The organism is Rathayibacter sp. AY1C4 (assembly GCF_002932195.1).
Classification (GTDB): Bacteria; Actinomycetota; Actinomycetes; order Actinomycetales; family Microbacteriaceae; genus Rathayibacter.
Map to the genome: position 1 here is coordinate 16,322 of NZ_PSWE01000016.1, position 17,700 is coordinate 34,021.

Here is a 17,700-nt window from a genome sequence, read left to right on the forward strand (position 1 = left end):
GGGAGGAGCCGGGCGTGACACGGAACCGAGCGGCCCGCATCGCGCTCGTGCTCGGCGGTCTCGCCGTCTGCCTCTCCGGCTGCACGTCGCCGTCGGCGCCGGACCCCGTAGTGTCCTCCTCCGCGGCCGAGGCGCCGGCACCGGCGGAGTCCACCGCACCCGTCGCCTTCGTGCCGGGCGGGACGACGGAGCAGAACCTCCCCGTGTTCGAGCAGACCCTTCGCGCGGCGGCCGAGCCCGATCCGGAGGTGAGCGGCTCCAGTGTGGTCGACGCGCTCGTCGCGGCGGGGTTCTCCCGCGAAACGATGCAGCTGACGGCCGACGAGACCTCGGTCGGACTCGACGCGGACTCGGTGCAGGTCTCCGTCAAGCTCGGGGAGTCGTGCCTCATCGGCCAGTACGGCCCGAAGAGCGGCGGGGTGCGGGCGGTGATCGCGGCTCCGATCGCGACCGGCGCCTGCCTGGTCGGCCGGACCGTACCGATCCAGCGCTGACGCGCTCGCCTCGACCGGGGTCCGCTCTGCCATGCGCCCCGGTCGGGGTCGGAAGGGACGAAAGGATCCTCGACAATGCCCCTCGCCCGTCGAGTCCGAGAGAGCCCGGTGTTCGCCCGACGCTCCTGCAGGACCACTCCGACCGGTACGGATCCGAGCGTGAGCACCGCCTCGTGCGAGCGGACAGGTCGGCGATCCCGGTGGTCGGCGGCGCCCTCCCCTCCCCGGGACGCCGCTCCGCACGGTTAGGCTGCCCGGACCGACACGTGGGCCCCAGCGCGGGCACCGCGACGGACGTGCCGACGGGAGTGCTCGGCACGAGGACCACGACGAGGGGGAACTCGCCATGACCACATCCCGACCGCAGACGACGACGCGAGCGAGGTGGAGGCGCACCGCCATCGCGGTCGCGAGCACGGCAGCCGTCGTCCTCGGAGTGACGACAGGAGCCGGAGCGGCTGCCGCAGCGGAGAAGCGTCTGCTGACGAAGGTCACCCCCTACAACTGGTCGACCACCGAGACGTTCTCGGCCGCTCAGACCGCTCCCGTCGCGGGAGACGTCACCGGGCTCAACGTCACGCTGTCCGACTCCGCCCGGCCGACGGGGAGGTACCCAGCGTTCACGACGTACAACTGGGTGATCGGCGACTACGCCCTCACAGGGGCGGTGGACCTCGACGCCGGGGATCGCACCTTCCGCATCGACCTGAAGCAGCCTCTCTCCTCGTTCGGCGGTGGGACTGTCGCCCTCCAGATCACGGCGCAGAAGCAACCGCTGGAGGAGAACCAGAGTCCGATCGGCCAGCCGGTCGACAGCGGCTTCGAGCTGACCACGTCGGCCACCCTCTCCGTCGCCGGAGCCTCCGGCGCCGGCGGTGTCGGCGGGGTCGACCTCAGCAGCAGCGCACAGACGCTCCAGCGGAGCGCCGCGTACTTCGCGTACGAGAAGGTCGACACGGCTCTGGACGTCAAGGGCGGCGACACCGTCGTCCTCGAGTCCAACCGGGACGGCTTCTACGACCTCCAGGGGCTCGCCGCCTACGTCGGTCCCAGCAGGACCGAGCGGATCCCCGCCCAGGTGGTCGCGGACAACGATCAGTCCAAGGTCACCGTGACGATCCCGTCCAGCGCCTACGACGCCTACAAGGACCGCGTGAGCAGCCTGCTCCAGGTCACCGGCATCAGCAACGGCAGGGTGGAGCAGCCCCGCGGAGCGACCATCACGTCGGACGCCGCGGTCCGTGTGACGGGAAGCGGAGCCACCACCCCGCCGGTCACGCCGTCCCCGACGGCCACCGCGACCACCCCGCCGGTCACGCCGACCCCGACCACTCCTCCGGTCACGCCCACGCCGACCGCAACGCCGACGGCCCCGCCCGCCGGCTCGCCGGTCGTCTCGCGCATCTCGGGCACCGACCGTCAGGGCACTGCGGTCGAGGTGTCCAAGCGCACCTTCCCGGCGAACGTCCCCGTCGTCTACGTCGCCACCGGGCAGAACTTCCCGGACGCGCTCAGCGCCGGACCCGCCGCGGCCAAGGCGGGCGGGCCGCTGCTCCTGGTCGACCGCGACTCGATGAGCCAGGTCGTCCGCACCGAGCTGACGCGTCTCAAGCCCGCGAAGATCGTCGTCGTCGGCTCCGAGCTCAGCGTCGGCAGCCAGGTCTACAACGACCTGGCCGGGTATGCGCCGAAGGGGAAGACCACACGCATCGGCGGAGTCGACCGCTACGACACCTCGAAGCTGATCCTCCAGGACGCCTTCAGGGGCGTCTCCTCGATGGCCTGGCTGGCCACGGGCGAGAAGTTCCCCGACGCCCTGAGCGCCAGCGCCGCAGCCGGCGCGAATCGCGCTCCGGTGGTGCTGACCAACGGAACCGGCTCCACGGTGGACCCCCTCACCCAGCAGATCATCAGCGGCCTCAAGGTCAGTAGCTTGACGATCGCGGGCTCGACGCTCTCGGTCAGCGCCGGCATCGAGCGCTCGATCACGGGCCCGGTGATCACCCGCATCGGCGGGACCGACCGGTACGACACCTCGGAGAAGCTGAACAAGGCGGCCTTCACCTCGGCGACGACCGTCTACCTCGCGACCGGTGAGAAGTTCCCCGACGCCCTGGCCGGAGCCACGGCGGCGGGCTACACCAGGAGCCCGCTCTTCGCGGTCCAGCCCACCTGCGTGCCCCGGGCGGTCCTCGCCGACATCACCGCGTCCAAGGCGACGCAGGTGATCCTGCTCGGCAGCACGGACACGCTGTCCGAGGCGGTGGAGCGCCTGACGCCCTGCAGCTGATCCGCACCGTCGTCCGCTGACGCGATCCGCCCTCCCCACCGGCCCGGCCGGAGCGGAGGGCGGTCCGCGTTCAGGCGCTCCCTCCGACGCGGACCGGCGAGTTCCCGTTATCCTCGACTGGTGCGGACGGTCCCGCGGCCTGCGCTCCGCGTCGGCCGGGGCCCGGCGTCCCGCCCCGGTCCGAGCCTCCGTCAGCGCCTCCGCGCGGAGCAGGGGACCGGCGGGCGACCCGACTCCGCGCAGACCGACGGACTTGAGGACTGGGCATGGCTGAATACATCTACTCGATGGTGCGCGCGCGGAAGGCGGTCGGCGACAAGCTGATCCTGGACGACGTCACCATGTCGTTCCTGCCGGGAGCGAAGATCGGCGTGGTCGGGCCCAACGGCGCCGGCAAGTCGACGATCCTGAAGATCATGGCGGGGCTGGACACGCCGAGCAACGGCGAGGCGCGGCTCAGCCCGGGCTACACCGTCGGCATCCTGATGCAGGAGCCCGAGCTCGACGAGACCAAGACGGTGCTCGAGAACGTCCAGGAGGGCGTGGGCGAGATCAAGGGCAAGATCGACCGCTTCAACGAGATCTCCCTCGCGATGGCCGACCCGGACGCCGACTTCGACAGTCTCCTCGCCGAGATGGGGACCCTGCAGGAGGCGATCGACGCCGCCGACGCCTGGGACCTGGACTCGCAGCTGGAGCAGGCGATGGACGCGCTGCGCACCCCGCCGGGGGACTCCCTCGTCACCAACCTCTCGGGTGGCGAGAAGCGCCGCGTGGCGCTCACCAAGCTCCTCCTGCAGAAGCCCGACCTGCTGCTGCTCGACGAGCCCACCAACCACCTCGACGCCGAGAGCGTGCTCTGGCTCGAGCAGTTCCTCTCGAAGTACCCCGGCGCCGTGCTCGCCGTCACCCACGACCGGTACTTCCTCGACAACGTCGCGGAGTGGATCGCCGAGGTCGATCGCGGACACCTCTACCCCTACGAGGGCAACTACTCGACGTACCTCGAGAAGAAGAGCGCCCGCCTGGAGGTCCAGGGCAAGAAGGACGCCAAGCTCGCCAAGCGGCTCACCACCGAGCTCGACTGGGTGCGCAGCAACGCCAAGGGCCGTCAGGCCAAGTCGAAGGCGCGCCTGGCGCGCTACGAGGAGATGGCGGCCGAGGCCGAGAAGACGCGCGTGCTCGACTTCGAGGAGATCGTCATCCCGGTGGGCCCCCGTCTGGGCTCCCAGGTCATCGACGCGAAGAAGCTGCACAAGCAGTTCGGCGAGCGCGTCCTCATCGACGACCTCAGCTTCACGCTGCCCCGCAACGGCATCGTCGGCGTCATCGGCCCGAACGGCGTCGGCAAGACCACGCTCTTCAAGACGATCGTCGGCTTCGAGCCGCTCGACTCGGGCGACCTGAAGATCGGCGAGACGGTCGACATCTCCTACGTCGACCAGAGCCGCGGCGGCATCGACCCGCAGAAGAACCTGTGGGAGGTCGTCTCCGACGGGCACGACTACATCACCGTCGGGAAGACCGAGATCCCCTCCCGCGCCTACGTCTCGCAGTTCGGCTTCAAGGGCCCGGACCAGCAGAAGAAGGCCGGCGTCCTCTCCGGCGGCGAGCGGAACCGCCTCAACCTCGCGCTGACGCTCAAGCAGGGCGGCAACCTGCTCCTGCTCGACGAGCCCACCAACGACCTCGACGTCGAGACCCTGGGCAGCCTCGAGAACGCGCTCCTCGAGTTCCCGGGCTGCGCCGTGGTCATCACTCACGACCGGTGGTTCCTCGACCGGATCGCGACCCACATCCTCGCCTACGAGGGCACCGAGGAGGACCCGGCCAACTGGTACTGGTTCGAGGGCAACTTCGAGGCGTACGAGGAGAACAAGATCGAGCGCCTCGGCCCGGACGCGGCGAAGCCGCACCGCTCCGCGTACCGCAAGCTCACCCGCGACTGATGCGCCTGCACGTCGCCATCCCGCTGCGCTGGTCGGACTTCGACGCCTACGCGCACGTGAACAACGCCGAGATGCTGCGCCTGCTCGAGGAGGCGCGCATCCAGGCGTTCTGGAAGCCGGACTCGCCGCAGCCCGGCGGGATGGCGACGGCGGTGCTCGACGCACGGCCGGGCGCCGAGTCGATCAGCCTCATCGCCCGGCAGGAGATCGAGTACCTCGCGCCGATCCCGTACATGCGCGCGCCGATCGACGTGGAGCTGTGGATCGGGCGGATCGGCGGGGCGAGCCTCGAGGTCTGCTACGAGCTCTACTCGCCCGCCGGCGTCGTCCCGCGGGTGCTCTTCACGAAGGCGGCCACCACTCTGGTGCTGGTCACGGCCGCGACGGGCAGGCCCCAGCGCATCCCGGAGGAGCTCCGCGAGGCGTGGGGCCCCTATGTCGAGGAGCCCATCACCTTCTCGAAGCGGGGCTGAGCTCAGCCCAGGGGGACGCGGACCATGCCCTCCTGGGCGACGCTCGCCACGAGCACGCCCTCCTGCGTGTAGATGCGCCCGAGCGAGAGCCCGCGTCCGCCGGACGCGCTCGGAGCCTCCTGCACGTAGAGGAGCCACTGGTCCACGCGCGCGGGGCGGTGCCACCACATCGCGTGGTCGAGGCTCGCTATCCGCAGGCCCGGCGTCGTCCACGCCGCACCGTGCCGGCGGAGCGTGGATTCGAGGATCGTGTAGTCGCTCGCATAGGCGAGGGCGGCGCGGTGCAGCATCGGATCGTCCGGCAGCGGTCCGAGCGAGCGCATCCACACGCTCTGGTGCGCGACCCGCTCGGGGTCGGCCCGGAGGTACACCGGCTGCTCGACGTGCCGCACGTCGAAGGGGCGCTGCGTGGCCCAGAAGCTGCCGACCGGGTGGTCGACCCCCGCGAGGATCTCAGCGGTGCTCGGCAGCGACTCCGGGTCGGGGATCCCCTCCGGCATCGGCGCCTGGTGGTCGAGGCCCTCGTCCTCGGTCTGGAACGAGGCGATCATCGAGAGGATGGGGCGTCCGTTCTGGTAGGCCTGCGTCCGCCGCGTGCAGAAGGAGCGGCCGTCGTGGATCCGGTCGACCGAGAACGTGATCGGCAGGGAGACGTCCCCGGGGCGGAGGAAGTACCCGTGCATCGAGTGCACGGAGCGCCCCTCGACGGTGCGACCGGCCGCGATGAGCGACTGCGCGAGGACCTGGCCGCCGAAGACCCGCCCCTCGGGCATCCACTGCGAGGGACCCGTCGAGATGTCCTCGCTGGTGCGGGCGCCGGTGTCCGTCAGGTCGAGCGCGGTGAGGAACGAGGACAGGGGATCGGGCACGGTACCTCCGGGGTGTCGGGCGGTCGGGCGAGCGGCCTCGGGTAAGTTTATCGACGCGATGAGTTCGTCCTTCTCCCTGGCGGATCCGCCCAGCCTGTCGGATCTGCGCGTCTTCCTCGGCCGTTCGGCCCGGGTCGAGGACGGTGCGGTCCGGCTCCTCGCCGACGACCACGTGCTGGCCGCCTACACGCCGATCCTCCAGCCCCGCGGTCTGCTCGACCGCTCCGCGACCGTGCTGGGCCTGCGCGTCTTCGCGCTCGACGAGCCCGCCGGCTTCGACCGGGTCGTGCCGATCCGTGCGCTGTCGGACCGCCTCGCCCGCCTGCAGTGGGAGCCGGGCGGAGCGGACGGCAAGCCGGTCGTCCTGCCCGACGGCGACGACGCGACGGCGGGGCCCTGGGCGGGCGTCTCCCCGCCCCGCGGTGGCTGGACCCGGCGCGAGCCCGTGGACCCGGGCTTCCTGGAGCGCGTCGCGCGCGAGGGGATCGACGAGATCGCGGCGGCCGTCGGCTCCGAGACGGGCGAGCAGATCGTCGGCCGCGTGCGGTCGAGCGTCTGGGGCCGCCCGCTCGACGGCCTCGAGGACGTCCCGGCGGGAGCGGCGTTCGCCCTCTTCGCGCTCGGGTTCCTCGGCGCCGACGACCCGGTCGCCCTGCTCGAGAGCGGCGCCTGGCGCCGCCTCACCTCACGGCGCGGACACGTGCTGGTCCGCACCCCGGGCTGAGCGGCTACTCCTCGAAGGTGTTCACCATCGCGTGGGCGGCGCGCTCCAGGTAGTCCCAGAGCAGGGCGTCGTCGGCCGGAGCGAGCTCGAGATCGTCGACGGCCGTCCGCATGTGCTGGAGCCAGTGGTCGCGGGCCTCGGGGTTGATCCGGAACGGCTGGTGCCGCATCCGCAGGCGCGGGTGGCCACGCTCCTCGCTGTAGGTGCCCGGGCCGCCCCAGTACTGCTCGAGGAAGCCGGTCAGCCGCTGGATCGCGCCCTCGAGGTCGTGCTCGGGGTACATCGGCCAGAGGACCTCGTCCTCGCGGACGCCCTCGTAGAAGCGGCGGACCAGGCGCTCGAACGTCGGCCGGCCGCCGATGTGCTCCCAGAAGCTGCGCAGTGGAGGCGTGCCGCCGATCTGCAGGCCGCTCACGAGCGCGCTCCCGTCGGGCCGGAGGTGCCGCCGCCGTCCTGGGGCGGCGTCCCGCTCCCGCGCCGCAGCGCGCGGGGGAGTCGCACGGGCTTGCCGTGCTCGGTGCTGATCGTGGGGGAGGGCGTGGTCCGCGGCGGTTTGGCGCCTCCGACGCTCGTCGCCCCCTCGAAGCCCTCGAGGACCACGGTGGCCAGCGAGGGGAGCTTCACGTCGAGCGCGTCGAGCGACTTCTTCAGGCGCAGGCGCAGCTCGCGGGCGACGTCGTCCTTGGCGGTGGTGCGGGTCTTGACCACGACCCGGATGACCAGGGCGTCGTCGGCGATGGACTCCAGGCCCCAGAGCTCGGGCTTGTCGATGATCCGGGCCCGCCAGCGACTGCTCGCCGCCAGCTCGTTCGCTGTCGCGAGGACCGTGGACTGCACCTGCTCGAGGTCCGTCTCGTAGGGCACGGCCAGGTCGACGATGACGCGCGACCAGCCCTGCGACATGTTCCCGACCCGGACGATCTCGCCGTTGCGGACGAACCAGAGGGTGCCGTTGACGTCGCGGATCTGCGTCACCCGGACGCCGACCGACTCGACCACGCCCGTCGCCTGCCCGGTGTCGACGACGTCGCCGACCCCGAGCTGGTCCTCCGCGACCATGAACAGCCCGTTGAGGACGTCCTTGACGATGTTCTGCGCGCCGAAGCCGAGGCCCGCGCCGAGGGCGGCCGTCAGCAGGGCGAAGGAGCCGATGAGGTCCTTGTCGATCGTCGTCACGATCATGACCAGGGCGATGACGACGATCAGGATCGAGCTCAGGTTGTTGAGGATCGACCCGAGCGTGCGCGTGCGCTGCACCACCCGCACGGCCGCGAGCGGCGACGCGGCGATCGACTGGGTGTCCTCGACGCGCTGGCGGCGCTTCACTCCCGACACGATCTGGTCGACGACGCGGCCGATCACGAAGTGGGCGATGACGCGCACCAGCAGCGCGCCCAGCACGATCCCGAGGATCGCGACCACCTTCCAGAAGGGCTCGGACTCGAAGAAGGAGACGGTGGCGGCGACAGGGTCCGGGGTGGAGGTCTGAAGAAGCAGCATGACCGCTCCAGGCTACGGGACGCCTCCCTCCGAGACGGGTGCACGAGCTCCGCGCGCGTATAGATTCGAGTCGGGTCCGCTCGGACCCGGACACCGCCCTGGGAAGGACGCCCGATGCTCCACTCCACCCGGACTCCCGCCGAGAAGCGCCGCCTCTTCCGCGAGCGCCTCGCCTCGGGCGAGCTGCTGCAGCTGCCCGGCGCGTTCACTCCGCTCTCCGCGCGCCTCATCGAGGCGAAGGGCTTCGACGGGATCTACGTCTCGGGCGCCGTGCTCTCGGCCGAGCTGGGGCTGCCGGACATCGGGCTCACCACGCTCAGCGAGGTGGCCGGCCGCTCGCAGCAGATCGCGCGCCTGACCGACCTGCCGGTCCTCGTCGACGCGGACACCGGCTTCGGCGAGCCGCTGAACGTCGCGCGCACGGTCCAGATGCTCGAGGACGCCGGAGTCGCGGGGCTGCACATCGAGGACCAGGTGAACCCCAAGCGCTGCGGGCACCTCGACGGCAAGGCGGTCGTCGACGAGGCGACCTCGGTGCGGAGGATCGCGGCGGCCGTCGACGCGCGCCGCGACTCCGATCTGGTGATCATGGCCCGCACCGACATCCGCGCCCTCGACGGCCTGCCGGCCGCGATCGACCGCACCAAGCGCCTCGTCGACGCCGGAGCAGACGCGGTGTTCCCCGAGGCGATGCGCGACCTGTCCGAGTTCGAGGCCGTGCGCGCCGCGATCGACGTGCCGATCCTCGCCAACATGACCGAGTTCGGCAAGAGCGAGCTGTTCACCGCGCAGCAGCTCGCCGACGTCGGCGTGAACGTCGTGATCCACCCGGTCTCGCTGCTCCGGATCGCGATGGGCGCCGCGATGCGGGCACTCGACGCCCTCAAGGCGGAGGGCTCGCTCCGCTCGGAGGTCCCGGGCATGCAGACGCGCGCCGAGCTCTACGAGCTCCTCGACTACGCCTCGTACAGCCGCTTCGACGAGGGCGTCTTCGACTTCTCGCTCGCCGACCACTACGGCGCCTGAGCGCGCCGACCCGCATGAACCGGCGGCGCTCCCCGGCGCCGCCGCCCGCCTCTCGCGAAGGAGCGAAGGATGAGCACGACCGATCAGGACATCCGCAAGGGACTCGTGGGGGTCGTCGTCGACACGACGGCCGTCTCGAAGGTCGACCCGGCGTCGAACTCGCTGCTCTACCGCGGCTACCCCGTGCAGGAGCTCGCGGCGGGGACCTCGTTCGAGGACGTGGCCTGGCTGCTCTGGCACGGCGAGCTCCCCACTGCGGAGGAGACGGCCGGGCTGGCCGCCGTGGAGCGGGCCCACCGCGCCCTGGCCCCCGAGGTGCGCACCGTGATCGACCTGCTGCCGCTGTCGGCGCACCCGATGGACGTGGTGCGGACGGCGGTGAGCGTCCTGGGCGCGCTCGAGGAGGATCCGGACGCCGACGCTCCCGAGGCCGTGCTGGAGCGCTCCGTGCGGCTCTGGGCGGCACTGCCGGCGATCGTCGCCTACGCTCAGCGCCGCCTGCGCGGCCTCGAGCCGATCGATCCGCGCGACGACCTCGACTACTCCGAGAACTTCCTCTGGACGACCTTCGGCGAGGTGCCGGAGCCGGTCGTCGTCGACGCGTTCCGCGTCTCGCTGGTGCTCTACGCCGAGCACTCCTTCAACGCCTCGACCTTCACGGCCCGCGTCGTGACGTCGACGCTGTCGGACGTCCACTCCGCCGTGACCGCCGCCGTCGGAGCGCTCAAGGGACCGCTCCACGGCGGGGCGAACGAGGCCGTGCTGCACGTGCTCGACGAGGTCGGCACCGGACCGGAGGCGGACCGGCGGTCCCGCGAGTGGCTCGCCGAGGCGCTCGGGCAGCGCCGGAAGGTCATGGGGTTCGGCCACCGGGTCTACAAGTCGGGCGACTCGCGGGTGCCGACCATGGACGCCGCTCTCCGGCGGCTCGCCGCGCACGAGGGGGCCGGCGAGATGATGGAGCTGTACGACGCCCTGGCCGCGGCGATGGCCGAGCGGACGGGGATCCTGCCGAACCTCGACTACCCGTCCGGCCCCGCCTACCGGCTGATGGGCTTCGACACCGGGATCTTCACTCCGCTGTTCGTCGCCGCGCGGGTGGTGGGCTGGACGGCCCACGTGATCGAGCAGCGGGGCTCGAACGCGCTCATCCGGCCGCTGTCCGCCTACGACGGGCCGGAGCGCCGCTCGGTCCCGCAGCGCTAGGCGCCGGGAGAGGGGACAGCCGCCCGGTCCCGCAGCGCCGAGCGCCGGGGGACCGGGCGGCTCACTGTCAGCCCCGGGTGTCGCGCTCCTGGGCCCGGAGCGCACGCTCCACGCCGGCCAGGTTCTCGATCACGAGTCGGCGCAGCGCCGGGACCTCCGGGTTCGCGTCGAGCCAGGCGCGGGTGGAGTCGACGATCTCCTGCGATGGCGCGGCGGCCGGGTAGAAGCCGACGACCAGGTACTCGGCGATCTTGTAGCTCTTCGACTCCCAGAGGGAGCTGAGGGCGTCGAAGTAGACCGGGACCATCGCGTCGAGCAGGCGCGGGTCGGCGGAGCGCTGGAAGCCCAGGCCCGTCGAGCGGACGATCGTGTTCGGTGCCGAGTCGTCGGCCGTGACGGAGTCCCAGGCCGCGCGCTTCGCCTCCGCGGTCGGCAGTGCGGCACGGGCGTGCGCGGCCGACTGCTGGCCGGTCGCCGTGTTGTCCGAGGCGAGCGCCGCGTCGATGTCGTCAGCGCCCGCACGCCCGCCTGCGACGAGAGCGATCAGCAGCTCCCAGCCGAGGTCGGTGTCGATGTCGAGGCCGCCGAGGGCGGTGGAGCCGTCGAGCAGCGCCTGCACGGCCTCGAGGTGCGCCGGGGTGGACGCGATCGCGGCGAAGAACTTCACGAACTGGAACTGCGCGTCGCTGCCCGGCCCGGCGCCCTGCGCGAGCGTCCACAGCTGATCGCCCGCCTCCTCGAGGACCTCGGCCCGGTACTCCGGAGCGACGTACTGGGTGGCGGTGGCGACGAGCTGGTTGAGCACCGTCCGCAGGGTCGTGGACTCGGTCTCGGTCGCGACGTTGCCCAGGACGAGGCGGACGAAGTCGCGCGGCGCCGACTCGGCGTCGCGGGTCGAGTCCCAGACCGAGCCCCAGACCAGCGAGCGGGCCAGTGGGCTGTCGATGCTCGCGAGGTGCTCGACGGCCACGGCGAGCGAGGCGTCGTCGAGGCGGACCTTCGCGTAGGCGAGGTCGTCGTCGTTGAGCAGCACGAGCGCCGGACGGGTGCGGCCGATCAGCTCGGGCACCTCGGTGCGCTCCCCGTCGACGTCCAGCTCGAGGCGCTCGACGCGGACGAGGCGCTCGCCCTCGAAGTCGTACAGGCCGATCGCCAGGCGGTGCGGGCGGATCGTCGGGTACTCCTCGACCGCGGTCTGCAGGATCGCGAAGGACGCGATCGCTCCGCTCTCGTCGACCGCGATCTCGGGGCGGAGCGTGTTCACGCCGGCCGTCTCGAGCCACTGCGCCGACCACTCGGTGAGGTCGCGCCCGCTGGTGGCCTCCAGCTCGACCAGCAGGTCGCGCAGCTCCGTGTTCGAGAAGGCGTGCTTGACGAAGTACTCGTGGACGCCGGCGAGGAACTCCTTCTCGCCGACCCACGCGACGAGCTGCTTGAGCACCGAGGCGCCCTTGGCGTAGGTGATGCCGTCGAAGTTGACCTGGACGTCCTCGAGGTCGTTGATGGTCGCGACGATCGGGTGGGTCGAGGGCAGCTGGTCCTGGCGGTAGGCCCAGCTCTTCTCCATCGCGGCGAAGGTGGTCCACGCCTCGGTCCACTCCGTCGCCTCCGCGGTGGCGAGGGTGGAGGCGTACTCGGCGAACGACTCGTTGAGCCAGAGGTCGTTCCACCACTTCATCGTGACCAGGTCGCCGAACCACATGTGGGCGAGCTCGTGGAGGATCGTGACGACCCGGCGCTCCTTGATCGCGTCCGTCACCTTGGAGCGGAACACGTAGGTCTCGGTGAAGGTCACCGCTCCCGCGTTCTCCATCGCGCCGGCGTTGAACTCGGGGACGAACAGCTGGTCGTACTTCGCGAACGGGTACGGGACGCCGAACTTCTCCTCGTAGAAGGCGAAGCCCTGCTTCGTCTTCTCGAACACGTAGTCGGCGTCGAGGAAGGGCGCGAGCGAGGCCCGGGCGAAGACCCCCAGCGGGATGGTGCGGCCGTCGGAGGAGACGAGCGAGTCGGTCTCGACTACGTAGGGTCCGGCGACGAGGGCCGTGATGTAGGAGGAGATGCGCGGGGTGGGCTCGAAGCTCCAGGTCGCGATCCCCTCGCCCGCCGGGACCGGCTCGGGAGTGGGCTGGTTCGACACGACCTGCCACTGCGCGGGTGCGGTGACGGTGAAGCGGAACTCGGCCTTGAGGTCCGGCTGCTCGAACACCGCGAAGACGCGGCGGGAGTCGGGCACCTCGAACTGCGAGTACAGGTACACCTCGCCGTCGACGGGGTCGACGAAGCGGTGCAGGCCCTCGCCCGTGTTGGTGTAGAGCATGTCGGCGACGACGGTGAGCTCGTTGTCCGCAGCCAGGGAGTCGAGGCGGATCCGGACGCCGTCGGCGACGTCGGCGGGGTCGAGCTCCGCGCCGTTGAGGGTGACGGAGTGGACCGTGCCCGTGACGGCGTCGATGAAGCTCGAGGCGCCCTCGGTGGCGGAGAAGCGCACCGTGGTGGTGCTGAGGAAGGTCTCGGCTCCCCGGGTCAGGTCGAGGGCGATGTCGTAGTCGTGGACCTGGATCAGCGAGGCGCGCTCCTGCGCCTCGCTCCGGGTGAGGTTGTCTCCTGGCACGGGGGTGCTCCATCCGTTCGTCTCGGGCGCTGCCGCGGGCGCCGGGGTGCGGGCGCCGCCGATCCACCCTAGAGCTGCCGGGACCCGCCGTGGAGCCCCGTGGCGCCGATCCTGCGGAGCCGCCGGGGAGCGCGGACGCGGCCCCGGCGAGCGGCGTAGCGTGTCCCCATGACCTCTGTGGACTTCTGGTTCGACCCCTCCTGCCCGTGGGCCTGGATGACCTCGCGATTCGTGGACGAGGTGACCCCCGCGCGCGACCTCGACGTGCAGTGGCACATCATGAGCCTCGCCGTCCTCAACGAGGACAAGGACGTGGACGACTCGTACCGCGCCTTCCTCCCGCGCGCGCTGCGCTACACGCGCCTGGTCGCCGCCGTCGCCGAGCGCGAGGGCCGCGAGCACGTCAAGCCGCTCTACGACGCGCTCGGCACCCGGATCCACCCGGGCGGGCGCACCGACGTCGACGCGGTGATCGCCGAGTCGCTCGCCGAGCTCGGCCTGCCCGCGGAGCTCGCCGCCCACGCCGACTCGGACGAGCACGACGAGCCGATGCGCGCCTCCCACTTCGACGGGATCGAGCGGGTCGGCCAGGACGTCGGCACCCCGGTCATCGCGATCGGCGACGTCGCCTTCTTCGGCCCCGTCATCTCGCCGATCCCGAGGGGCGAGCAGGCGCTGACCCTCTGGGACGGCATCGTCGCCGCCGCCTCCTTCGACGGCTTCTTCGAGCTCAAGCGCTCGCGGACCCGCGACCCGCAGTTCGACTGAGCCGACCCGCGGTACTCTGGCTCCCGGCCCGGGCACCGCGGGTCCCAGACGGCTCTTCCGGAGGAGTTCTCTCGTGCGCATCCACATCGCCACGGACCACGCAGGGCTGGACTTCAGCCGTCACCTGATCGAGCACCTCGGCGCCGCCGGTCATGACGTGATCGACCACGGCCCCACGTCCTACGACCCGCTGGACGACTACCCGTCCTTCTGCATCAACGCCGCCGCCGCGGTCGTCCGCGATCAGGAGGCGGGGGTCGAGGCTCTCGGCGTCGTCTTCGGCGGCTCGGGCAACGGCGAGCAGATCGCGGCGAACAAGGTCGCGGGCGTGCGCGCGGCGCTCGTGTGGAATCTGAGCACCGCCGTGCTGGCCCGCCAGCACAACGACGCGAACGTCATCTCGATCGGGGCCCGCCAGCACTCCGTCGAGGAGGCCACCGGCTTCATCGACGCGTTCGTCGCCGAGCCCTTCACCTTCGAGGAGCGGCACGTGCGCCGCATCGCGCAGCTCGCCGAGTACGAGGCCACCGGCGACATCGCCGGCCGGGTCGTCGACTCCGCCGCGAAGGAGCGCTGAGTGCCCGAGGGGCACTCCGTCCACCGGATCGCCCTGCAGTTCGAGCGCGACGTCGTCGGGCACCGCGTCGCGACCAGCAGCCCCCAGGGTCGCTTCACCGAAGGAGCCGCGCTCCTCGACGGGCGCGAGGTCCTCGAGTCCACGGCCGTCGGCAAGCACCTGCTGCTGCGCTTCGAGGGCGACCTGACGCTGCACGTCCACCTCGGCCTCTACGGTGCGTGGGACTTCCTCGGGCACGTCTCGCCGCTGTTCCCGGACGGCAAGGCGGGCAGCAGCATCGGCGCTCCCCGGCGCCGCCGCGCCGTGCGCCTCTCCGAGACGGAGCACGAGACCGACTCCGATCTCGACGAGTTCCCGCCGCCGCCCGTGGGCGCGGTGCGCGTGCGCATCATGACGGAGGAGACGGTCGCCGACCTGCGCGGCCCCACCGCCTGCGAGGTGATGGATCCCGCCCAGGTGGAGGCCCTCCTCGCCCGCCTCGGTCCGGATCCGGCCGACGACGACTCCGACGAGGCGCGCGACCGCTTCGTGAACCGGCTCCGCAGGACGGCGACGCCGGTCGGGCTGGTGCTGATGGACCAGTCCGTGGTCAGTGGCATCGGCAACATCTACCGCGCGGAGCTGCTCTACCGCGCCGGCCTCGACCCGCACACTCCCGGCAAGCAGGTGCCGCTGGAGCTCGCACAGGAGCTGTGGCGGGACTGGGCGGACCTGCTCGAGGACGGCATCCGGACCGGGATGATGATCACGCGCCGCGGCCTGACGAAGACCGAGCGCTCGAAAGCCGTCCGCAGCCGCGCCGAGCGCAACTACGTCTACAAGCGCGAGGGCCTGCCCTGCCGCGTCTGCGGCACGAACGTGCTGCTCGAGGAGATCGGCGCGCGCAAGCTCTACTGGTGCCCGGTGTGCCAGTCGTGAGCGCGGGTGGAGAGCGGTCGGCCCGGTCGCGCACCCGCCGAGCCGTCCGCCCCGCGCTCCGCGAGGCCGCCCGATGACCGGCGGTCTCCTGCTCCGGGGCGCCCGCCTCCTCGGCTCGTCCCGACCCGGTGCCGTGCTCCTGCGCGACGGCCGCGTGGAAGCGGTCGGACCGGACGCCGCCGCCGCCCCGGGCGACGAGGTGCGCGACCTCGACGGGCGCTGGGTGCTCCCCGGCCTCTGGGACGAGCACGTCCACTTCTCCCAGTGGGCGATGACGGCCCCGCGCCTGGACGTCTCGTCAGCCGACTCGGCCCGCGGAACGGCGGACGCGGTCCGACGTCGCCTGGCGGAGGAGCCCGGTACCGGCACGCTGATCGGCTTCGGCTTCCGCGACGGCCTCTGGCCGGAGCCGCCGACGACCGCGCTCCTGGACGAGGTCTCTCCGGAGCGGCCCGTCGTGCTGATCAGCGGCGACCTGCACTGCGCCTGGCTGAACTCCGCCGCGTACCGGCGCTACGCCGTCGCTCCCGAGCCCGAGCTGCTGCGCGAGGACGCCTGCTTCGAGCTCGTCACCGCACTCGGCGCCCTCGGCGACGACGAGCTCGACGCACTCGCCGACGCTGCGGCGCAGCGGGCTGCGGCTCGCGGGGTGGTCGGCGTCGTCGACCTCGAGATGCGCTGGAATGTGGGGGACTGGCCCCGTCGCGTCGCTGGCGGAGCACGCTCCCTCCGCGTCGACACCGGCGTCTACCGCGACCACCTCGACCGCGCCCTCGCGGAGGGACTGCGCACTGGCGACGAACTCGACGGCGGTGACGGCCTGCTGCGGATGGGCCCGCTCAAGGTCCTGATCGACGGCTCCCTCAACACGAGGACCGCCTATTGCGCCCACCCCTACGCCGACCACGACGGCAACGGCGTCCTCACCGTGGAGCCCGCCGAGCTGGACGAGCTGCTCGCCCGCGCGGCCGCCGGGGGCATCCGCTCCACCGTGCACGCGATCGGAGACGCCGCGGCGACGCTGGCTCTGGACGCGCTCGGCCGGGTCGGCGGGGGCCGGATCGAGCACGCTCAGCTGCTCGCGGAGACCGACCTTCCGCGGTTCGCCGCGCTCGGCGTGGAGGCCGGAGTGCAGCCCGCGCACGCGCTCGACGACCGCGAGGTGGCGGAGCGGTACTGGCCGGGACGCACCGGCCGGGCGTTCCCGCTGCGCTCGCTGCTCGACTCCGGGGCCCGCGTGGTGCTCGGCTCGGACGCTCCGGTCGCTCCGCTCGACCCGTGGGTCGCGATCTCGGCCGCGGTCGCGCGGGCGCTGCCGGGCGACGAGCCCTGGCATCCGGAGCAGCGGGTGAGCGTCGAGGAGGCGATCGTCGCCTCGACCCGGGTGCGCCGGCTCACGCCCGCGGCCGACGATCCCGCCGATCTGGTGGTGGTCGACCGCGATCCGCTCGCCGCCGATGCAGGAGCCCTCCGATCCATGCCGGTCGCCGCGACCCTCCTGGCGGGCCGCTTCACGCACGGCGGCTGACCCGCGCCCGTCGCGACACCGGCTGCTCCGGATCGCGCGGACGGGCCCGGGAACGACGACGGCCCGCGGGATCCGAGGATCCGCAGGCCGGTCGAGGCGTGGTGCTCAGCTCTCGCTGACGTGGGCGAAGAGGAACCAGCGGTCCTTCTCGAGGCCGCGGCCGATCTCGATCGCGACGTCCTGGCTGCTCGCGTCGATCTCGGCGAGCTCGGCGATCGCCGTGTTGACGGTCGCGATGGCGACGTCCATCTGGCGGATGATCTCGACGATCGCGTTCTCGGAGCGCTGGAAGCCGGGGGTGAGGGGTTCGGACCGCGTCGCCGAGGCGACGGTCTGGATGCGGGCGTCGACCGGGAGGCCGAGGGCGACGACGCGCTCCGCGGCGAGGTCGGCCCACTCGATGGCGCGGCCGACGATCGCGTCGAGCAGCTCGTGGACGCCGATGAAGTTGGCGCCGCGGACGTGCCAGTGCGCCTGCTTGCCGTTGACGGCGAGCGCGGTCATCTCGATGACGACGGGGCTGAGGAACTGAGCGACTCCGGATGCGACATCCGGGTTCGACGAGGTGAGCGACGTGACGGACGTGGTGGACATCGTCTGGTCCTTTCGAGAGGGGGTGACTGATCGTCAACAGTACGCAGATCCCTCGGCGCCGCAAGGAAGCGCAGGCTCGGCTCAGTCCGGTGAAGGACAGGCTCACCTCGGTCGCGGAGGGGCGTCACGGGGGCTTCCCCCCGGGTGCCCGGAGCCGTGCCGCCGGTACG

Annotated in this window: 16 protein-coding genes; 11 read left to right on the forward strand and 5 right to left on the reverse strand. The window is 71.9% G+C overall.

The annotated features are described in order from the left end of the window. Window positions 1–14 precede the first annotated feature (14 nt). The 4 genes from C5C99_RS09680 (at window position 15) to C5C99_RS09695 (ending at window position 5,206) form a co-directional block, all read left to right on the forward strand. On the forward strand, window positions 15–494 hold the full coding sequence (locus C5C99_RS09680; protein ID WP_104340014.1) for a DUF6993 domain-containing protein: 480 nt from the start codon (window positions 15–17) through the stop codon (window positions 492–494). 346 nt (window positions 495–840) lie between these two features. Continuing rightward, window positions 841–2,784, forward strand: a complete 1,944-nt coding sequence (locus C5C99_RS09685) for a cell wall-binding repeat-containing protein (RefSeq protein ID WP_104340015.1) — start codon at window positions 841–843, stop codon at window positions 2,782–2,784. Window positions 2,785–3,050: 266 nt separating this feature from the next. Then, window positions 3,051–4,733: an energy-dependent translational throttle protein EttA gene (ettA, locus tag C5C99_RS09690; RefSeq protein WP_104223708.1), complete on the forward strand. Its 1,683-nt coding sequence runs from the start codon at window positions 3,051–3,053 to the stop codon at window positions 4,731–4,733. After that, on the forward strand, window positions 4,733–5,206 hold the full coding sequence (locus C5C99_RS09695; protein WP_104223707.1) for a thioesterase family protein: 474 nt from the start codon (window positions 4,733–4,735) through the stop codon (window positions 5,204–5,206). The genes ettA and C5C99_RS09695 overlap by 1 nt, the downstream gene beginning before the upstream one ends. Before the next feature lie 2 nt (window positions 5,207–5,208). Here C5C99_RS09695 and C5C99_RS09700 read toward each other — a convergent pair whose 3' ends face one another. Continuing rightward, entirely contained in the window at window positions 5,209–6,075 is an 867-nt protein-coding gene (locus C5C99_RS09700) for an acyl-CoA thioesterase II (protein WP_244230637.1), read from the reverse strand. Window positions 6,076–6,133: 58 nt separating this feature from the next. On the opposite strand from C5C99_RS09700, the gene C5C99_RS09705 reads away from it, so the two are divergent. After that, window positions 6,134–6,799, forward strand: coding sequence for a hypothetical protein (locus C5C99_RS09705; protein ID WP_104247302.1), 666 nt, complete (start codon window positions 6,134–6,136; stop codon window positions 6,797–6,799). A 4-nt stretch (window positions 6,800–6,803) separates the two neighbouring features. Here the strand turns inward: C5C99_RS09705 and C5C99_RS09710 are convergent, their stop codons facing one another. Together C5C99_RS09710 and C5C99_RS09715 are read right to left on the reverse strand one after the other, a co-directional pair. Then, complete coding sequence (locus C5C99_RS09710) at window positions 6,804–7,214, reverse strand: globin (RefSeq protein WP_279630823.1); 411 nt, start codon at window positions 7,212–7,214, stop codon at window positions 6,804–6,806. Continuing rightward, window positions 7,211–8,299 (reverse strand): mechanosensitive ion channel family protein, encoded by a 1,089-nt coding sequence (locus C5C99_RS09715; RefSeq protein WP_104223705.1) that lies wholly within the window; start codon window positions 8,297–8,299, stop codon window positions 7,211–7,213. The genes C5C99_RS09710 and C5C99_RS09715 overlap by 4 nt, the downstream gene beginning before the upstream one ends. Before the next feature lie 114 nt (window positions 8,300–8,413). On the opposite strand from C5C99_RS09715, the gene prpB reads away from it, so the two are divergent. Beyond that, window positions 8,414–9,325, forward strand: a complete 912-nt coding sequence (gene prpB / locus C5C99_RS09720) for a methylisocitrate lyase (RefSeq protein ID WP_104340016.1) — start codon at window positions 8,414–8,416, stop codon at window positions 9,323–9,325. Between the two features lie 69 nt (window positions 9,326–9,394). Next, complete coding sequence (locus C5C99_RS09725; RefSeq protein ID WP_104340017.1) at window positions 9,395–10,531, forward strand: bifunctional 2-methylcitrate synthase/citrate synthase; 1,137 nt, start codon at window positions 9,395–9,397, stop codon at window positions 10,529–10,531. 67 nt (window positions 10,532–10,598) lie between these two features. Here the strand turns inward: C5C99_RS09725 and pepN are convergent, their stop codons facing one another. Continuing rightward, entirely contained in the window at window positions 10,599–13,145 is a 2,547-nt protein-coding gene (gene pepN / locus C5C99_RS09730) for an aminopeptidase N (RefSeq protein ID WP_104340018.1), read from the reverse strand. 168 nt (window positions 13,146–13,313) lie between these two features. On the opposite strand from pepN, the gene C5C99_RS09735 reads away from it, so the two are divergent. The 4 genes from C5C99_RS09735 to C5C99_RS09750 all read left to right on the forward strand — a co-directional run bounded on the left by C5C99_RS09735 (window position 13,314) and on the right by C5C99_RS09750 (window position 16,936). Then, on the forward strand, window positions 13,314–13,913 hold the full coding sequence (locus C5C99_RS09735) for a DsbA family protein (protein WP_104232533.1): 600 nt from the start codon (window positions 13,314–13,316) through the stop codon (window positions 13,911–13,913). A gap of 73 nt (window positions 13,914–13,986) precedes the next feature. Beyond that, entirely contained in the window at window positions 13,987–14,490 is a 504-nt protein-coding gene (locus tag C5C99_RS09740; RefSeq protein ID WP_104223700.1) for a ribose-5-phosphate isomerase, read from the forward strand. Further along, entirely contained in the window at window positions 14,491–15,408 is a 918-nt protein-coding gene (locus C5C99_RS09745; protein WP_104262810.1) for an Fpg/Nei family DNA glycosylase, read from the forward strand. 73 nt (window positions 15,409–15,481) lie between these two features. Beyond that, window positions 15,482–16,936: an amidohydrolase gene (locus C5C99_RS09750; RefSeq protein WP_104340019.1), complete on the forward strand. Its 1,455-nt coding sequence runs from the start codon at window positions 15,482–15,484 to the stop codon at window positions 16,934–16,936. A 105-nt stretch (window positions 16,937–17,041) separates the two neighbouring features. On the opposite strand, the gene C5C99_RS09755 is transcribed toward C5C99_RS09750, so the two are convergent. Next, window positions 17,042–17,530, reverse strand: a complete 489-nt coding sequence (locus C5C99_RS09755; protein ID WP_104223697.1) for a Dps family protein — start codon at window positions 17,528–17,530, stop codon at window positions 17,042–17,044. Between the last annotated feature and the right edge of the window lie 170 nt (window positions 17,531–17,700).